Source organism: Flavobacterium sp., assembly GCF_035456085.1.
Classification (GTDB): domain Bacteria; phylum Bacteroidota; class Bacteroidia; order Flavobacteriales; family Flavobacteriaceae; genus Flavobacterium.
Genome location: NZ_DATIDY010000179.1, coordinates 1 through 19,250 on the forward strand (window position 1 = coordinate 1; position 19,250 = coordinate 19,250).

A 19,250-nucleotide genomic window follows, 5' to 3' on the forward strand; every position below is an offset into this window, starting at 1 on the left:
GCCATTTGATTGGCGTCTTGAATTCCTAATCTATATAAAGCGAAAATTCGGAGTTCGGTATTCAAAAGCTCTCCTTTTTTGACGATTGATTTATGATCATTAGAAAACAAATCATTAAACTCGGTGATAAATGTTGGGAATAGCTTTAAAAAAATTTCATCAAATTGGTGAAATAAGTGCTGGCGTTCGTCCTTTACATTATATCTTTTTAGGCTTGAAATTACTTCATCTGTTTTCTTTGAAATAATTTTTTGAATGGTACTTTTTTGTATATGATCAATTTTATTAATTAAATCAGAAGATGCTTTTATAAAATAAGCAATATATTCTTCCTTGATGGTGTTGGTTTCGCTTAAGCTCACATTCATTTCTTGCAATTTGGTGAGAGCCTCCGCCATTACTTTTTTAGAAGCATTCTTTTCTTTTAATTGTTTAACGATAATAATTAAAAAAAAGATGATTATTAATGCAAAAAGAGTCAATAGGATTATAATGTTTTCCAGTAAATCATTTTTACTTTTTACTTTGCTAAATTGTGCTTTTTCAATAATAGGTAAAATTGATGATATCTCAATTTTTCTGTGCCTTGCATCATAGAAAGTTGCATCGTCCATGGCGAGATTTACATATCTGTTGGCGACTTCTATATGTCCTAATTTAAAAAGTTCATTGGCTAGATTGCGTAATGCTACGGTTTCTTTAGTGGCGTTTTTAATATCTGCAATTGCGGCTAATGCTAGGTATTCTATGGCTTTATTTTTGTCTCCTCCTTCAGAATAAATATATCCAAGACTCGAAGTAGCGATTCCGTAGTATTTTGGAGGTAATTTAAAGTGATTTATCCAATAACTAAAGGCTTTTTCGGCTCCTTCCCAATCTTGTTGCTTCATCCGTTCGAGACTTTCTGCGGCCCAGTATTCGTTGGTGTTTGGCTTTGTTAGTGCTAATGCCTTTTTGAGATACTGATTTCCCATTTGAATATACTGAATGCTATACCTCTGGTCTTTGTTATAATCAGTTAAATCATAATAAACACGAGCTTTTATAGTGTAATATTCATATTTGGTTTTAATGTCTAATTCTTCAGGTTTGATGCTGTTTAGTGTGTCAATGGCTTCTTTGAAAAGGCCAGATGACAGTAAAATGAAGCCTTCTTTTATTTTTGTTTTAGATAATAGCGCTGGATTTTTTAAAGCAATTGCTTTGAATTTTGCTTCTTCTAAATAATAATATGCTGAGTCATATTTGAATGATTTGTATTCATCAAATAATAACATATAGGTGTTGTAAAGACTTTTGTTGTCTTGTCTCAAAATAAACTTACCAACATCTGTTTTAAGCTTTTTTATCTTCGAATATTTTTGGCGGATGTAGAAATCTTTTTTTTGTAATTCTTTATCCAAGTTGTCTAATGTTGGAGTTATATTTTTTGCTGTTAGAACAACGCTAAACATAAAAAATAATAAAGTCGCTAGTCTGTGCATTTCTAAGTCAATTTGTCGAGATTAATTTATTCCAAGAGGTGATTAATTCTATGTCTTTTTTCTTATTTGTAAGTTTTTTATGTCTTGATTTTTTGTATTATGAATTAAAAGTTAAATGTAAAGTAAAAAATCTTTATTTGATAATTATATAGGATTATTAATGTACTATGTGAAATTATTTGTCATTTAAATTTAGATATTGTCATTATTTTATGATTTTAATGTTTTTTTAAATCTAAATTCCGTCTTGATTTTTTTTTATTATCTAAAATGAAAATCTCTTATTTATCAATACTTTATATTGGTTTTTGTCATTTTTTAATCTTGATTTTTGATTAATATTTTTTTTAGCAGATTCTTTACTTCTAATTTCGATTAATTCTTTTAACGAATAAAATTAACTAACAAAAAACCAAGATTTATGAAATGTAAAATTATGTATGTTTTAGCCATTGGGCTATGTTTATTATCCTTTGGGTGTAATGAAATAGACGATGGAGATTATGTAGCGCCAATCACAATTTATGAAAAAGTGAATGGAGATTGGAGCTTAATGAGCTTAAAAATGGTAGACGAATTTGCAAAGGCAAATGCCATTGAACCAAGTGAAGAGAATTTAAGTACTCTTTTTAATTATCCTGATTTTAAAATCAATTTTAATGTTGATACCAATAATCAACCGACTAGTTATGAGGTTTCTGGAAATGTACCACCATTGTTTGCACCAAAAGGTTATTGGAAACTAAGCACAGATTTTCAGTTAACTGATGGAACTGCTACTAAAATTTTGCTGTATAGTGATGCACAAAAAACACAAAAAACAGATGAATTACTAATAAAATCGGTTCCCGGAAATAATGAGCAAATGGAGATTCAACTAGTACGAACTTCTGGAGGGGCAGCCTTTGTGTCTTATGTTTTTAAATTAAAAGCAATTAATTAATAAGTTGATATGAAAATGAGCATAATAGCAAATTGGTCGTAAACACCAATGTTGATATGCGCATTACATATGACCGATAAATAACAATAAATATCAACAGATGAAAAAAATTTTATATACAATTTTACTTGCGATTTTTATGATTCCGAATCTTGTTCAATCGCAAGATGCTGCGGGTTCAATCACAAGTGTTAGTTCTTATCCTGTAGTTTATAAGTATGATGAACAAGTTACCTGGTATTTTGATTTGTCTGCGACAACTTTTACACCTGAGGAAGCAGTTTATATCTGGATTTGGTCGCCTTCTGAGCCAGATGCCGGGAATTGGGAACATTCTTCTGATTTCGCAAAGTTAAAATACGAGAAAGATGGAATCTGGAGTTTTACTTTGACACCAACAACTTATTTTTCTAAAACTCCAGCCGAAATTGCAGCAAGTGCAGGTTTTTGGTTGCGATTGAAAAATTTCAATGGTTCCAAACAAACCGAAGTTTATAATATAGCTTATACTGATTTCTCATCCTTTTACACTGCTAATGAACTGATTAGATCTTATCCTGCAAAGCCAACAATTGACAAAGCGGTAAGTATTTTATTCAATTCAAATTTAAAAGATGGTTTTAAAGGCGTACCAAGTGTACATTTTCATAGTGGTTTAAACAATTGGGCAGTTTTACAGGAATACCAGGCTTGGCTTCCTGATGTTTCGGAAAAAACAAAATTGAAAGATTTAGGAAATGGATTTTATAGAATGGATTTAATTCCGCAAGAATACTATCATACAGAACCAGGTTTTGTTATGGAAAACATCACTTTCCTTATGGTTGCAAAAGATTGGACAGCAAATTCGGGCGATCAAATTATTTATGCAGGAGAATTTATTCCACCACCACCGCCGTCATTTAGTTTTTTTCCTTTACAAATTAGTCAAAGAGATTTTTTAAGAATGTCGCGAAAAAATAACGAATCAGGAGTTAACAAACTTATTTACAAAATTACTGCTGGAAGTAAAGTAATTACTGGGGAGTTTAGTGGAAACACAACTGAAATTAAAGGATTTGTCAATTTGGTTTCAGAGCTTAATGGAATTCAAGGATTGACTGAAATTCATGTTTTGGTAAAAGACAATAAAGACAAAACAATTTCGGATACGACAATGCCACTGAAAACTTTAGACAAATAATTCACTATTCAATTAAACACCAATTCTAATGAATAAAAATATAAAAAGAGCCCTGCATCCAATGTGGGCAAATAAATCATTGTTATTGATGATTCTGATGCTTTTTCTTTCGGTTGGATTATATGCGCAAGGGAAAAAGTTAGTTACTGGAGCTGTTTTTGACAATTCAGGAGTTCCATTATCAGGCGCAACAGTTACTGAAGTAGGAACAAAAAATGCTACGACAACTGATTTTGATGGAAAATTCAAGCTCGAAGTTGCAATAGGCGGTGCTATAGAGGTATCATTTATTGGTTCAACTACTCAAAAAGTTCAGATAAATGAGTCAAGTTCCAATATAAATGTTCGTCTGCAAAATGATGGTTATCAATTGGCAGAAGTTCAAGTGGTTTCTGTAGGATATGGAACTATACGAAAAGGAGATTTAACCGGAGCAATTTCAACTGTAAAAGCAGATGATTTAGTGAAAGGAACAATTTCTTCAACCGAACAGGTTTTACAAGGAAAAGTAGCAGGTTTGAATGTTATCCGTCCTTCGGGTGATCCAAGCGCGGGTTCTACATTGCGTTTGCGTGGAGGAACTTCATTAACAGCTAGTAATAGTCCATTAATCGTGGTTGATGGAATTGCCGGAGTCGATATCAATGTGGTTCAACCTTCGGATATAAAATCAGTTGATATTTTAAAAGACGCTTCGGCAACGGCTATTTACGGTTCAAGAGGAGCAAATGGAGTAATCATTATTACTACAAAATCAGGCACCAAAGGAGTTTCTGTAGTGTACAGCGGATTATCAAGTGTGGGTTTTGTTAATGATAATTTGGATCTTTTATCTGCAAATCAATGGAGAGGATATGTTCGTCAAACTGGAAATATGGACGCTATTGATTACGGAGCGAACACAGATTGGCAAAAAGAATTAGAACAAACTTCTTTTTCACATTCCCATACGTTGAGTATTAATTCTGGTAAAGCCGATAGCGGTTTCAGAGCCTCATTATCCTATTTAGATAATGAAGGTGTTATCAAAACGACAGGACTTGAGCGATTAAGCGGAAACGTTAGTGGTTATCAATATTTTGGTGACAATAAGGATCTGAAATTTGACATAGGTTTATTTGCGAACATAGACAAATGGCATCCTTTGGATTTCAGAATTTTTGAACGTTCCTATAACTTAAATCCAACGATTCCGGTATATGATTCTGAGGGTAAATTTACTTCTGTTTCTAATACACTATATGAAAATCCAGTTGAAATTTTAACCAATAGAACTGCTGATAATGAGAGACACAGACTTTTAGGCTATTTTAAAACCGAAGTTAAGTTTTTCAATGATTTTACAGCTATAGCTAATGTTTCATTAGAGCACAATGCAGTTCAGGCAAATGTTTACAAACCATCTTACGCAATTATGGAAGGGGATGATGAAGGCGGTTATGGGCAAAAAACATACTCTGAGTACACCAATGGTCAAGGAGAAATTTATGTAAATTATAATAAAATAATTGACAAACACAATATTAGTGCAATGGCCGGTTATTCGTATTTCCAAAATATTTACCAGGGTTTTGGGGCACAACGTAGTGGTTTTGTTACAGACGAATTTTCATATAATAATTTAGGTGCTGGATATAAATACCGTTTAGGTGATGTGTATTCGTATAAAGGAAAATCGAATTTGATTTCATTTTTCGCTCGTGCCAATTATGGATATGATGGTAAATATCTTTTGACAGCTACTGTCAGACGTGATGGTTCCAGCCGTTTTGGTGAAAATAATAAATGGGGAACATTTCCATCGGCTTCAGCAGCTTGGAAAATATCCGAAGAAGATTTTATGAGTTCGACCAATGATTGGTTGGGTAATTTAAAGTTAAGAGTGGGGTATGGAGTTACAGGTAACCAAGACGGAATTGGAGAATACAAATCGCTTTCTATTTTAGGAGTGGGAAATGATAGTTATTACAATCCAGTTACAGGAACTTGGATGTTGGCTTATTCTCCAACTCAAAATCCAAATCCTGATTTAAAATGGGAATCAACAGCACAATTAAACGTTGGTGTTGACTTTAGCCTTTTTAACAAAATTATTGGTTCATTCGAATGGTATTCTAAAAAAACAAGTGATTTATTATACACTTATGAAGTTCCTCAACCTCCTTATTTAGTTGGAACTATGTTGGCGAATGTTGGTGAAATGTCCAATAAAGGTGTTGAACTTTCATTAAATGCTGACATTGTTAAAACTGATAAATTTTCTTGGGATGTTAATTTAAACTTAGCACACAATTTGCAAAAAATAGAAAAATTATCAAACCCAACTTACAGTACCGATGTTATTTACAGTGGCTCATTACACGGATTATCCGGAATGTCAGGGCAGTATTCTCAAATTATTGCTGAAGGATATCCTGTTGGAACTTTCTGGGGTTTCAAAAGCGCAGGTCTAGACTCAAATGGAGCAATGTTGTACTACAATAAAGCGGGGGACAAAGTTTTAGCAGATGCTTTAAGTGATACTGATGACAAAAGAGATTTAGGAAATATCCAACCTGATTTGACTTTGGGTATTGGCATGAATTTTACTTACGGAAATTTTGATCTTGCTATTTCAGGCTATGGAATGTTTGGACAAAAAGCTTTGAATGCTACAAACATGATGCTTAATGATCCTAACAGATTACCAGCTTACAATGTACCTGATGACTTTTTGAATAGCGGAATTACTTCTGCTCCAAAATATTCAAGTTATTGGATAGAAGATGCTTCTTTCTTTAGACTTCAGACCGTTTCATTAGGATATAATTTGCCTATAAATTGGAAAGCGGCAAAACTTAGAGTGTATCTTTTAGGCGAAAATCTGGCAGTCTTTACAAATTATAAAGGCGTCGATCCTGAAATTGGTTTGAATGCTCAAGACGGAACAGACCAAACAGGATTAGCAGCACCAGGAATAGATAGATTCAATAACTATTCTAGACCAACTACCGTTTCTGTTGGATTAAATTTTACGCTAAATAACTAAGCGAATTGCTAACTATTAAAATATACAAAATGAAAATCAAAATAATAGCAGTATTAATCACAAGCGTACTTGTTACTATTTCATGTACCAATTTGGATGAACAGTTATATGATAAAGTAGAAGACGGAAACTTTGGAAAGACTACTACTGAAGTTGATGCATTAGTTGGCGGAGCATATTCTTCATTGAGAGGATTTGCCGATGCTATTACAAATTCATATCCAACTTGTGAATATGTTTTTTTCTTAAACGAAACAGTTTCGGATGAAGCAACAATTCCTACCAGAGGTACAAACTGGTACGATGGCGGACAATATCAAGATGCGCAAAGACATACTTGGAAAGCAGATAATCGTATGATTCTTTCGGCTTGGCGTTATAATTATACAGGAATTGCCAAGATAAATTCGATTATTTATCAAGTAAACAAATCATCTTTGAAAACAGAAGAAAAGGCTCCTATTTATGCAGAATTAAAAGCCTTGAGAGCTTATTATTACTACAATCTTTTAGATTTATTTGGAAATGTTCCAATTGTAACCAATTTTGAAGACGTAGGTTTGCCATCAAATTCCACAAGAAAACAAGTCTATGATTTTGTCGAAAAAGAATTGTTGGATGCTATTCCGTACTTAAATTCAAAGATAGTTTATTCTAAAATGACAAAAAATGTGGCTTATTCTATGTTGGCAAGATTGTATTTAAATTCAGAAGCTTTTATTGGAACACCTCGCTGGCAGGATTGTATTGATATGTGTCAAAAAGTTTCTGGATATAGTTTGACTCCTGATTTCTTTGCCAATTTTGTAACAGAAAATCAAAATTCACCTGAAATAATTTTTGCTATTCCTTATGATTCAAAAGCAGGAACTGTCGGCAATTATATGAACTCCATGTCATGTCACTATTTACATAATTTAACTATTTCCGCAACAGGAAAATATCCTTGGAGTGCCAACGGAATGTGTGCTCAGCCTGGTGTTTATTCTAGTTTTGCTGATACTGATAAAAGAAAAAAATGTATGATTGCTGGTGACCAAATCAATAAAGCGACTGGAACAGTAATCATCATGGATAATGGTGAACCATTGACGTATACTGAAGAAGTAACAAGTGTTGCTGATGCTAAAGATAATCAAGGTGTACGTTTAGGAAAATATGAAATGAAAGAAGGCGAATTATGGGAACGAGACCATGATTTTGTATTAATTCGTTATGCCGAAATTTTGATGATGCAAGCCGAATGTTATGTACGTTTGGGTTCTCCAGATTTGGCAAAACCATTTTTACAGCAAATTACAGCTCGTGCCGGTGAAGAAATGCCTGCAACGATAGATCTTAATTTCATAGATAAAGAGTTACTAAAAGAATTCACATTTGAAGGAAGAAGAAGAACCGATAACATTCGTTTTGGAACATTCTTTTTACCATGGTGGGAAAAAGGCACTACTGAAAAATACAGAGCTATTTTCCCAATTCCGAGTACAGTTCTTCAAACAAATAGCAACCTAAAACAAAATCCTGGGTATTAGGTTCTTTGCTTATCAGTCTTCCATGTTGGTTAGTCGTGGAAGGCTGATAATTTTTAACATTAAATAAATAACTCATGAAAAGATATATCACCTTGTGTGTAGGGATTATATATGCCCTTCTTGTATTAGGCTGTAGTAGTACCGATGATAAAAATTCGAATTCTGATCCGCCTGTTGTTGAGGATTTAAAACCAGTTCCAATAGAGAAAACGAATGCAACCAAAATCTATATGCATTATATGGCTTGGTTCGAAAGCAATGAAAGCACCACAGATCACAAATGGGGCTATCATTGGACAATGGCAAACAAAAATCCAAATAATGTTGATGCCAATGGACGCAGAGAAATTGCTTCGTATTATTATCCGCTAATTGGTCCATATCATTCGGGAGATAAAGACGTGATTGAAAATCATTTGTTAATGATGAAATATGCCGGAATAGATGGAATTTTAATCGATTGGTATGGTACGCATGATCTAAACGATTATAAAATGGTCAAAGAAAATACCGAGCAAATTATCGCTATGCTGGATGATGTTGGTTTAGAATATGCCATTGTATATGAGGATCGATTTCTGAAAAATATTGTAGATGCTGGTTTGTCACCAACGATAGGAAGTGCAGCTAAAACGGATGTCAATTATATGCAAAGCCATTATTTTGGAAATTCTAATTATATCAAAATTAACGGCAAACCATTGTTGCTAAATTTTGGTCCAATTACTTTGACAACTCCTGATGACTGGACAAATGCTTTCAGCGGATTGACAACCAAACCAACATTTTTAACCTTATGGGACAAATCTTCACAAGCTGGAACAAATGCTTCTGGCGAGTATGCCTGGGTGTATAAAAACAGTACATATCTAACTAATTTTTATACCAATACAGCTCCAAAACTTTCAATTGCAATGGGGAGTGCCTATCCTGGATTCAAAGATTTTTATAAAGAAGGAGGAGCCGGAGACAACATTGGTTGGACAATTGAACATAATAATGGTACTGTTTTTGAAGAAACATTGGGATTAGCAAAGTCGGCTAAAGTCAATTATCTTCAACTGATAACTTGGAATGATTTTGGCGAAGGAACTATGATAGAACCGACTAAAGAATTTGGATATTCTTATTTGGAAAAAATCAAAACTTTTGCTGGAGTCAAAAATTCTACAAGTGTGTTTTCTGAAATTAGTACGCTTTATAATTTAAGAAAAGAAAAAAAAGGCAATGCAGATGTACAAAAAAAGCTTGACAATGTGTTTGGTTATTTTGTATCAATGCAACCCGATAAAGCAAAGCAATTATTAAATGAAATCAAATAGCTATTATAATTAATGAAAATTAAATAATGAGAAAAATATTATATAGATTTTGCCTGATCGGTTTGGTGTTTGTATTATCTGCGTCTTGTACCGCCAAAAATGAATATTCAATTTTGTCCCCAAATAAAAATAATGAACTACAATTTTCTTTAACCAAAGAGGGACAACCTCAATATCGTCTTTTGTCCAATGGAAAATCAGTAATAGAACCTTCTTTATTGGGCTTTGAATTTGAAGGTATTCAAAAAATGACCGAAGGATTTGAAGTTATAAAAGTAGATCAAAATACCGTAGATACAACTTGGGAGCAACCTTGGGGCGAATTCAGAAAAGTAAAAGACAATCACAATGAATTAATAGTTCATTTGAAAGAATCAAAAGGCGAGGAGAGGCTGGTAGATATTATCTTCAGAGTTTTTGATGATGGATTAGGATTTAGATATTCTTTTCCAAAACAACCTCATTTGGATAAAGTGAAAATTTCAAATGAAATTACCCAGTTTTCATTCCCTTTTGATAATGAAGTATGGTCGATTCCAGTTCACAGGGATAACAGTTACTACGAAAGTGAATACAAAAAAAGCCTGATGAGCAAAACGGATACTATCAATACTCCAGCCACTTTTGAAACCAAAGACAAATTTTTTGTTGCCATTCATGAAGCCAATCTTACAGATTTTGCTTCGATGACGTTGTTGAAATTAAAAGGCAATCAATACAAAAGTGAATTAGTTCCTTGGGCTGATGGTGTCAAAGTGTATGCGCAAACTCCTTTTGTAACCCCTTGGAGAACTATTATTGTGGGCAAAAGGCCGGGAGATTTAGTGACTTCTACATTGATGCTAAATCTAAACGAACCTTCCAAAATTGCTGATGAATCTTGGATAGAGCCTTCAAAGTACATTGGAATTTGGTGGGGGATGCATTTAGAAAAATACACATGGGGACAAGGGTCAAAACATGGCGCAACAACCAAAAACGTAAAAGAATATATTGATTTTGCTGCCAAAAATAAGCTGAATGGTGTTCTTGTCGAAGGATGGAATGTCGGATGGGATGGTGATTGGACCGCTGATGGTAATGCTTTTAGTTTTACAAAATCATATCCAGATTTTGATATTGAAGAAATTACTAAATATGCGGCTCAAAAAAATGTACGTTTGATAGGTCACAACGAAACTGCAGGCGCAACAAAAAGCTATGAAAGTCAATTGGAAGACGCGTTTAAGTTGTATCAAAAGTTGGGAATAAACACAGTAAAGACTGGTTATGTAAATAAATATTTGGATAAAAAAGAATGGCATGACAGTCAATATGGGGTTCGTCATTACAGGAAAGTGATTGAAACAGCAGCTAAATACCACATTATGATTGACAATCATGAGCCAGTAAAAGGCACCGGTATTCAACGAACCTATCCAAATTTTATGTCCCAAGAAGGAGGAAGAGGTCAAGAGTACAATGCGTGGTCTGTCGATGGGGGGAATACTCCAGAACATACTGTGACTTTGCCTTTTACCCGAATGCTTTCCGGTCCTTTTGATTACACTCCGGGGAATTTCAATTTTGATTATAAAACACCAAATAAAGCGATGGTACAAACCACATTGGCAAGTCAATTAGCATTGTATGTTGTGTTGTTCAGTCCATTGCAAATGGCTTCTGATTTGCCTGAGAATTATGAAGGAAAACCTGAATTTAAATTTGTAAAAGAAGTTCCGTGTATTTGGTCTGAAACCAAAGTTTTAGATTCAAAAATTGGAGAATACACAACAATTGTCCGTAAAGATTGGGAAGGTAAGAATTGGTATTTAGGTTCAATCACCAATAGAGAAGCTCGTAAAATGAAGGTTTCTTTATCTTTCCTGGAACCCGGAAAAACCTATCAAGCTGAAATTTATAAGGATGGAGAAGGAGCTAATTATAAAACAAATCCTTATCCTGTCACTATTGAAACTAAAGCGGTGAACAGTAAAATGGAATTAGAATTGAATCTAGCGCCGGGCGGAGGTACGGCAATAAGGTTCGTGCTTCAATAGTAAAATACTCATAGTGATGTACTGTAATGCATCTCTCATTACCATATTGCAAAAAAAAAGAGGCTACGTTTTTAATGTAGCCTCTTGTGTTTTTTGATATTCTTAATTTATTTTTTGATAATTTTTTGAGTAAATGAACCATTTTCTGTGGTTATTTTTACAACGTAAGTTCCAGGTATTAGATTGCTTACATCGATTGACTCCACTTCTTTTGTAAAGCTTTTTACTAATGCACCAGTTATGCTGTAAATTGATGCATTTTCTATTTTTTGGTCAGAAGATGATAAGTACAAGCTGTTGGTAACTGGGTTAGGGTATAATGTTAATTTTTGAATTTTGATATCGTTATCTCCTAAGCCTAGAGATGAACCGTTTTCAACTTTTATGTAGAATACGTTTGCTGCGGCGGTACCTCTTTTAACTACATGATGTCCTGGAGCAAGATCTACTACAATAATTCCATTTGCATCAGATTTATCAATATTGTCAACTTTGACTGTTGATGCTAGGCTAGTTTTCGAACTATTCATTACAAGTGTCAAAGTGGTATTCGGCTCGGTTGTGTCAAATTCGATAGTACCAGTACTAGATTCTAATTTTAAACATTTGCTTAATGTTAAAGTACCGTAAATCACAGATCCATATGAAGTCGATAAATTACTTGATGTAGTAATGGTAAAATAATCATCGTCATTAGTTTGTGTCGTGAAATTATGAGTTTTTGTTCCAGTTACAGGAGCAGTAACAGTAATCGTTCCAGACACAGCAACCGGTGTTCCAGCGTTACCACTAGTCATTGCTGTGAAAGTAGATGAGCCAACTGTTGTTGGTGTTCCAGAAATAGTGATAGTTTTGGCGCCTGTATCCTTAGCAGCATCTACTCCAGTCGGAAAACCTGAAACCGTTACATCTGTTGCGTCGCCACTCCAAGTAAGTACTATTGGAGCAATGGCAACTCCTTTTACAATTGTTTGGTTGCTGTTGTTTGTTGTACAAGTGATCACTTGGCTGCTTGGAGGCAATACAGTGATCGTACCTGAAAGTGAAGATGGAGCACCAATATTACCCGTAGTTGTTACTGTATAATACAAAGTTGCAGTAGATACGCCTGAAAGTGTTATTGTTTTTGCTGTAGGATTTTTTGTAGCAACAAGACCATTAAGAGACCCAACTATTTCATCGCCATTTTCATCAACAGCAGTAATATTCACATCCTTAGCATCATCTCCCCAAGTAAATACAATATTGCTAATTGCAGAACCAGCAGAAACTACTTGGTCATTGTTGTTTGAAGTAGCAGTAAGTGTTTGTTTTCCAACCGGAATAGGCTCCCCTTGTACCGCGACCATTTTTGAAGTATAGTCTGTTATGGCACTTTTCAATGCTGTGTTAACAACATCAGATTCATCATCAACAATATTGTTGAATGTCCATTTGAAATCACCTTTCTGCATACGTCCAGCGCCGTATTCCCCTGTAACAATGGATGGAACTTCTTCTGCTGCTGCTGCGGTGTATGTGTACATTTTTGTGCGATCAGTATCAAAATTATTGTAAGGTGTACCTCCAAGTTTTGATTTTATATTACTATCAATGATAACGTCTCTAGTAGCCACTTCGATAGCATCAAATTCAATTGGATTTGTTGTTGCGTTATATGGAACATAGCGCTTTGCTCCGACTATAGTGTTGTTGAAAGCTTTAATTGTTCCGCCAGCCTCACCAGAAAAAGTACCATCTGGGTTGGGGTTATTGTAGATGTCAGTTCCTTGCATGGCTGTTAGCATGGGATATTTACAATTACGGAAATAATTATTTTCTACAAATACATTGGCGCCCATAGTTGCTCCGGTCCCATATTTTGAATTGCCGTCAAAGTAATTATTATATACGTGCACAGTCATTGTACGGACACGAGGATGACGAGAGTCCGAATGGTCAAACCAATTATGGTGATACGAAATGAAATTTTCACCAGTTTCAGATTTCATACCGCATAGTGACATTTTGCCAGAATCCCAGAAATGGTTGTAAGATAGTGTAAGATATTTAGAATCATCTTTCAAATCCAATGTGCCATCACCTTTTGTCTGATCAGCAGCAGAACCTGGTCTTCCATAGAAAAGATCAAGGTTATGTACCCAGCAATTGCTATTGCCTGTGTCAAGTGAAATACTATCATCCATACAGAGCATAACTGCAAAATTCCTTAATTCTACACTTTTAGCATATCTCAACAAAATACCGAATCCTCGTATTGTAGCATCATCGCCGACTCCCTCTATAGAGATGTTCATTACGCTATAAGCACTTTTCCCTTTGATTTGTAATCCTTCTGCACTGCTGGAAAATTTATCCATATTAATGGCATCGATTGTGCCGATAATACGCACAGCTAATGGTGTATTATCTGTTCCTTTTTGGTATGCATCAATAATAGTTTGCAATCCGGTATAAGTAACACCGCCTACTGTACAAGTTACCGATTTCGCTGTATTGGCTGACACATAAATCACCCTAGCTCCAGCTTTTAATGTACCGTCATTTTTGTATGCTCCAATATCAGAGTAATTAAAATGAGCAAAACCACTACGGTCATGAGCTTTGACTTCTATAGCATCAGAGATAACACCAGCTTGTTCCGTACCAGAGACTACAGGTTTTATTGTAATCGTATAAGAACCGGCTGCTAAACCTAACACATCTGCGCGGAAATAACTTCCGTAACTACGGATAAGTTGTGTGTCAATAATTTGATTGGTTTTTCCACCACCCGTATAATATACATTGTAGCTATCAGCTCCACCAGCAGGAGCAGTCCATTTTACAAATGCTGATTCTAGCCAGCCTCCAGTTTCAGTAATTGTTTGTGACCAAATATTTGCTGAAGCAAATAAAATAATCATACAAAGTAAAATTTTTTTCATAATTTTTTGGTTATTGGTTATTTGGGTTAATAGTACTTGTTTTATCGATTATTTTATGTAATCGATTACACTAAAGTAGAAAATTTTTTTAATATGACAATTTTAATAATGAATTTTTATCTGAATCATTTTTTTATGCGATATTATTGTAAATAATGTATTTCAACTGAAATTCACTTTTTACAATAAAAAAAAATGTAAAGGCAATAAATAAGGGACTTGATGAAGTTAAAATTCCTTTTTTGAATAAATTATTGGTAGTTTAAAAAAGAGCTAAATTTTTTGATATGTAATCGATTGCTTTTTTAAAATACAGGAAATTACATCTATATAAAATTTAGTTTAATTGTTTTTAGAACTAAAAAAACATTAGCAAACACCGATTTTGAGAATAAATATCCAATTTGAATTTTTAGCAATATGGTTTTATTACGGATTAAGTGATAATCCAACACTAAAAAACACTCTTACTTTGTTAATGCTATTAATCCATGAAGTATCAAAATGAATAGGTCCTAAAATAGATTGATAGGATAATGCAGCTCCGCCAGACATCAGAAGACTCGGTTCGTTGTTATTGTCCCAGTTTCCTTTTGGACTAAAAACGTCGTCGATATAATCATTAAAATTACCAAACCCAACTGTGGCAATGTTATAATGTGGGGTTATGTATATTTTATTTATCGGATTTATTTGCGCTCCAAGTCTGATTCCCATAAATTGACTAACATTTAGTTCGTCTTCATGTAAACCAGGGAACGAAAGACGATTGCTACCAGAACTCGGAATAATTCCTCCAATAAAATATTTTGCTGCATAACCATATTTGGTAAACGAAACTTGATCTTCTTTAAAATTATCTTGGAAAATAAAGTAAGAGTCAAATCCGATCATTCCTGTGATTTTCTTTTTTAAGGGTACTCTCTGTTCAAATCCAAGTCCAAATTTAGAAAAACCATTAGTTGCTCCATAAACATTTGCTAAGCTTGGGTCTGTGAAAGAAATATTGACATTGGTGAATAACGAATGGCTTATGTTGGTTTTTAGGATAGTACCGTTGGTAGCAAAGAAAACTTTGTCCATATCATTGTAAGCAAAATGCAAATCTATTTCGATGTTATTGAAATCGTAGTTGTCTATAAAAAAAATATTTGGGTTGTAATCTGTACTGTATTTTGGTTTTAATTTGGCGTAGATGTAATTTAGACCAAAACCAGCGTAGCTTTTTAAAGAATTTAAATTCTTATTGAATTCATTATTAAATTCAAAAGAATTATAAAGCATATTATCTGCCGATTCTCCATCTATGAAAACTTCTTGTTTTAAAAAAGCTCCATAGAGTTCAGAGCCCCACCACCAGTCTTTCTTTTTACCAAAATTTTTCTGGAAATCAATTCTCCCTTTTGGTTGTTCGGCAATATCAGCGGTAATCAGTAAACGCGAAGACTGAGCAAGGACATTTCTTGCTGTATAATTCAGAATCAATCCTACACCTCTGTAAGTGTCATAATGCAGCGAAGCGTTGAGTTCGTTTTTGGCGTGTTCAAATCCAGTTAATATAATTCCTAATTTATCGTCATCAGTCATAAAATAAGTATAGGTAATCTGACTAAAAAGATTAGTTCCCATAGCTCTGTTGATGCCAGATATCAAATCATGTGTGGTGTATTTTATATGTGGCTTAATATTGGTTCTTGCGACTACAAGCGGAATGTTTTCTTTACTGATATTTTTGTAAACAATCGTGTCTAATACAAACTCATTAGGCATATATGGTATTTCATGAGTTCGTTGAGGATATTTTTTTAATTTTTCTGCCAATGCTATTAAGACAGGCAGATTTTCGTTTGTTGCTATTTTCCCATCTTGATATATTTCTTCGCTTCTTTCAAAATCGGCAGTCGAAAAGCGTAGATTTGGTAAATGATCAATCAGAATGTCACAGAGTGCTCGATTGGCAGGATTTTTTATGTTACTTGGAAACATACTGGTTTGCATCAAAACGGTTGCGAAGTTATTTAGTTTCTCTACAGGTTCCATTCCTCCACCCACATCACTTCCTATAATGATATCGGCTCCCATTTGCTTGGCAACATCAGTGGGGAAATTATTCATTACACCACCATCGACTAAAACTGTTTTTTCGTATGTCATAGGATTAAAAACGGCTGGCAAAGACATACTCGCCCTCATCGCAAAAGCTAAACTGCCCTTACTCAAAATGACTTCTTTTCCTTCTACTAAATCGGTTGCCATGGCTCGAAAAGGAATAGAAAGATTATCGAAATCTTTTACATTATATACAGGGAAAGTTAATTGTGAAAGATATTCTCTCAGGTTTTGGTCATTTAAAATGGAACTAACACTATTTAGTTTTCCATCTTTAATTCCAATACCGACCAAATACCTTTGAAACTCTCTTTTCTCCTCCATACTTACATTTTTTAAAGAAAGTCCGCCACCTAGTATTTTGTCCCAATCGATGCTTTTGGTAATCTTTTCAATACTATCACCGGAATATCCCATAGCATATAAACCTCCAATGATGCTTCCCATACTGTTTCCAACAATAAGGTCGGGAACAATGTGCAGTGAATCCAATTTTTGTAAAAGCGGAATATGAGCAATACCTTTAGCACCACCACCGCTGAGAACTAATACAACTTTTGGTTTTTTTTCTTGTGCAAAAATGTTTTGCGAAATACTTACTAGAAATAATAGAGCAAAGAGAAAGGTTGTTTTTTTCAAGGCGATAAGTATTTGAACTAGTTGATAAATAGAGGAGTATTCTATCTTTAAAAATAGTTAGTTATTTATAAACGAGCAATTTTTTTGGAAGAAATATTAAAAAAAGAAATCGTTATGATTTTAATTTTTTGTTCGTGTTTTTTGAATGATAAAAATTAACCTTCCTGATTTTAAAAGAAAAAATTATTCTTCTTTTGAAAAATATGGAATGACATTCCCCAAAAACAAAAAACCCTCGTATTTCTACAAGGGTTTCTATAAATCTGTAATCTAAAATCTGCAATCTGAGATCTTAAATTTCTAGTATCTGTAATATTCTGGTTTGAATGGACCTTTAACATCAACACCGATGTAAGCAGCCTGATCTTCACGTAAAACTTCCAATTCAACTCCTAATTTAGCTAAGTGCAAAGCAGCTACTTTTTCATCTAAATGTTTTGGTAACATATAAACTTCGTTTTTGTAAGCAGCGCTGTTTTTCCACAATTCGATTTGAGCTAGAGTTTGGTTAGTAAATGAGTTACTCATTACAAAACTTGGGTGACCAGTAGCACAACCAAGGTTTACCAAACGACCTTCAGCCAAAATGATGATATCTTTTCCGTTGATAGTATATTTGTCGACTTGAGGTTTGATTTCGATTTTTGAAGCGCCGTGGTTTTTGTTCAACCAAGCCATGTCAATTTCGTTATCAAAGTGTCCAATGTTACAAACAACAGTTTTGTCTTTCATTTTTTCGAAATGACTTCCAAGAACAATATCTTTATTTCCGGTAGTTGTAATGATGATATCAGCATTAGCAATTACAGTGTCTAATTTTTTAACTTCATATCCGTCCATTGCAGCTTGTAAAGCACAAATTGGATCGATTTCAGTAACAGTTACAATAGAACCAGCACCTCTAAAAGAAGCAGCAGTTCCTTTTCCAACGTCACCATATCCACAAACAACAACTCTTTTTCCAGCCAACATCAAGTCAGTTGCACGACGTACAGCATCAACTGCCGATTCTTTACAACCGTATTTGTTGTCAAATTTAGATTTAGTAACAGAGTCATTTACGTTGATTGCAGGCATTGGCAAAGTTCCAGCTTTTACTCTTTCATATAATCTATGAACACCAGTTGTAGTTTCTTCAGACAGACCTTTGATTCCAGGAACCAATTCTGGGTAACGGTCAATAACCATATTAGTCAAATCTCCACCATCATCAAGAATCATGTTCAATGGTTTTCTGTCTTCACCAAAAAATAAAGTTTGCTCAATACACCAGTCAAATGATTCTTCATCAAGACCTTTCCAAGCATAAACCTGAATTCCAGCAGCAGCAATAGCAGCAGCAGCCTGATCCTGAGTAGAGAAAATGTTACAAGAAGACCAAGTAACTTCAGCTCCAAGAGCGATTAAAGTTTCGATCAAAACTGCAGTTTGGATAGTCATGTGTAAACATCCAGCAATACGAGCACCTTTAAGAGGTTGTTCATCTTTATATTCAGCACGAAGTGCCATCAAACCTGGCATTTCAGCCTCAGCTAGTTCAATTTCTTTTCTTCCCCAAGCAGCTAGAGAAATGTCTTTTACTTTGAAAGCCACATATGGCGTAGTTGTTGTACTCATTTATAGTATATTTGTAAAATGTAAAATTTTCGGCAAAATTACACAATAACTTATTATTTAAAAAACATTCGAGAATATTTGTGAATTCTTTCATTCTGTAATCTTTTGAATTTTAATTAAATAATTTTTATCAGGAGCTATTTCCCGCTATCCGTTTCAATCTTTTATGCCGAACCCCGGCACAAAAGGATTTCCACTACTATCGGGGCTAGGGCATCTGGTTTCATAATAAAATACAGTTAAATTTATAACTTCAAAGATAAATGCCTTTATATCAAACCATACAATGCAATGAAACTACCCGAATTTTGTTATGGAAAGTCACCGAATCCGTGGAGGAATTAGCATCAAAAGTAGTTTTAAAAGAAAAAACTCAACTTCGATTAAATAGAATGAAATCAGAATTGCACCAGCGCGCTTTTTTGAG

At 34.1% G+C, this 19,250-nt stretch carries 10 protein-coding genes; 6 read left to right on the top strand and 4 right to left on the bottom strand.

The window, feature by feature from the left end; all coding sequences use genetic code 11:
• Window positions 1-1,484: SusR family glycan utilization regulator (gene susR, locus VLC96_RS13625; RefSeq protein ID WP_325263737.1), on the bottom strand; the 1,484-nt coding region annotated here is incomplete at its 3' end.
• A 421-nt stretch (window positions 1,485-1,905) separates the two neighbouring features.
• Between susR and VLC96_RS13630 the strand changes: the two genes are divergently transcribed.
• From VLC96_RS13630 to VLC96_RS13655, 6 genes are all read left to right on the top strand, one after another.
• On the top strand, window positions 1,906-2,427 hold the full coding sequence (locus VLC96_RS13630; RefSeq protein ID WP_325263739.1) for a DUF5004 domain-containing protein: 522 nt from the start codon (window positions 1,906-1,908) through the stop codon (window positions 2,425-2,427).
• 100 nt (window positions 2,428-2,527) lie between these two features.
• Window positions 2,528-3,610: a hypothetical protein gene (locus VLC96_RS13635; RefSeq protein ID WP_325263741.1), complete on the top strand. Its 1,083-nt coding sequence runs from the start codon at window positions 2,528-2,530 to the stop codon at window positions 3,608-3,610.
• Window positions 3,611-3,638: 28 nt separating this feature from the next.
• The gene (locus VLC96_RS13640; protein ID WP_325263743.1) at window positions 3,639-6,638 is read left to right on the top strand and encodes a SusC/RagA family TonB-linked outer membrane protein; all 3,000 of its coding nucleotides are present in this window, start codon (window positions 3,639-3,641) and stop codon (window positions 6,636-6,638) included.
• 29 nt (window positions 6,639-6,667) lie between these two features.
• Window positions 6,668-8,170: a RagB/SusD family nutrient uptake outer membrane protein gene (locus VLC96_RS13645; protein WP_325263745.1), complete on the top strand. Its 1,503-nt coding sequence runs from the start codon at window positions 6,668-6,670 to the stop codon at window positions 8,168-8,170.
• Between the two features lie 74 nt (window positions 8,171-8,244).
• Window positions 8,245-9,492 (top strand): glycoside hydrolase family 99 protein, encoded by a 1,248-nt coding sequence (locus tag VLC96_RS13650; RefSeq protein WP_325263747.1) that lies wholly within the window; start codon window positions 8,245-8,247, stop codon window positions 9,490-9,492.
• Window positions 9,493-9,518: 26 nt separating this feature from the next.
• Window positions 9,519-11,531 (top strand): glycoside hydrolase family 97 protein, encoded by a 2,013-nt coding sequence (locus tag VLC96_RS13655; RefSeq protein WP_325263749.1) that lies wholly within the window; start codon window positions 9,519-9,521, stop codon window positions 11,529-11,531.
• Between the two features lie 107 nt (window positions 11,532-11,638).
• On the opposite strand, the gene VLC96_RS13660 is transcribed toward VLC96_RS13655, so the two are convergent.
• The 3 genes from VLC96_RS13660 to ahcY form a co-directional block, all read right to left on the bottom strand.
• The gene (locus VLC96_RS13660; RefSeq protein ID WP_325263751.1) at window positions 11,639-14,458 is read right to left on the bottom strand and encodes a pectate lyase family protein; all 2,820 of its coding nucleotides are present in this window, start codon (window positions 14,456-14,458) and stop codon (window positions 11,639-11,641) included.
• Between the two features lie 429 nt (window positions 14,459-14,887).
• Window positions 14,888-17,206: a patatin-like phospholipase family protein gene (locus VLC96_RS13665; protein WP_325263753.1), complete on the bottom strand. Its 2,319-nt coding sequence runs from the start codon at window positions 17,204-17,206 to the stop codon at window positions 14,888-14,890.
• Window positions 17,207-17,506: 300 nt separating this feature from the next.
• Window positions 17,507-18,823 carry an adenosylhomocysteinase gene (ahcY, locus tag VLC96_RS13670; RefSeq protein ID WP_325263755.1) on the bottom strand — a complete coding sequence of 439 codons (1,317 nt, stop codon included), beginning with the start codon at window positions 18,821-18,823 and terminating at the stop codon, window positions 17,507-17,509.
• Between the last annotated feature and the right edge of the window lie 427 nt (window positions 18,824-19,250).

Excerpts from the sequence above, each read along its gene's own strand:
- VLC96_RS13660 (WP_325263751.1), bottom strand. The coding sequence starts at position 14,458 with ATGAAAAAAATTTTACTTTGTATGATTATTTTATTTGCTTCAGCAAAT.
- VLC96_RS13640 (WP_325263743.1), top strand. The coding sequence starts at position 3,639 with ATGAATAAAAATATAAAAAGAGCCCTGCATCCAATGTGGGCAAATAAA.
- VLC96_RS13655 (WP_325263749.1), top strand. The coding sequence starts at position 9,519 with ATGAGAAAAATATTATATAGATTTTGCCTGATCGGTTTGGTGTTTGTA.
- VLC96_RS13650 (WP_325263747.1), top strand. The coding sequence starts at position 8,245 with ATGAAAAGATATATCACCTTGTGTGTAGGGATTATATATGCCCTTCTT.
- VLC96_RS13635 (WP_325263741.1), top strand. The coding sequence starts at position 2,528 with ATGAAAAAAATTTTATATACAATTTTACTTGCGATTTTTATGATTCCG.
- ahcY (WP_325263755.1), bottom strand. The coding sequence starts at position 18,823 with ATGAGTACAACAACTACGCCATATGTGGCTTTCAAAGTAAAAGACATT.
- VLC96_RS13645 (WP_325263745.1), top strand. The coding sequence starts at position 6,668 with ATGAAAATCAAAATAATAGCAGTATTAATCACAAGCGTACTTGTTACT.
- VLC96_RS13630 (WP_325263739.1), top strand. The coding sequence starts at position 1,906 with ATGAAATGTAAAATTATGTATGTTTTAGCCATTGGGCTATGTTTATTA.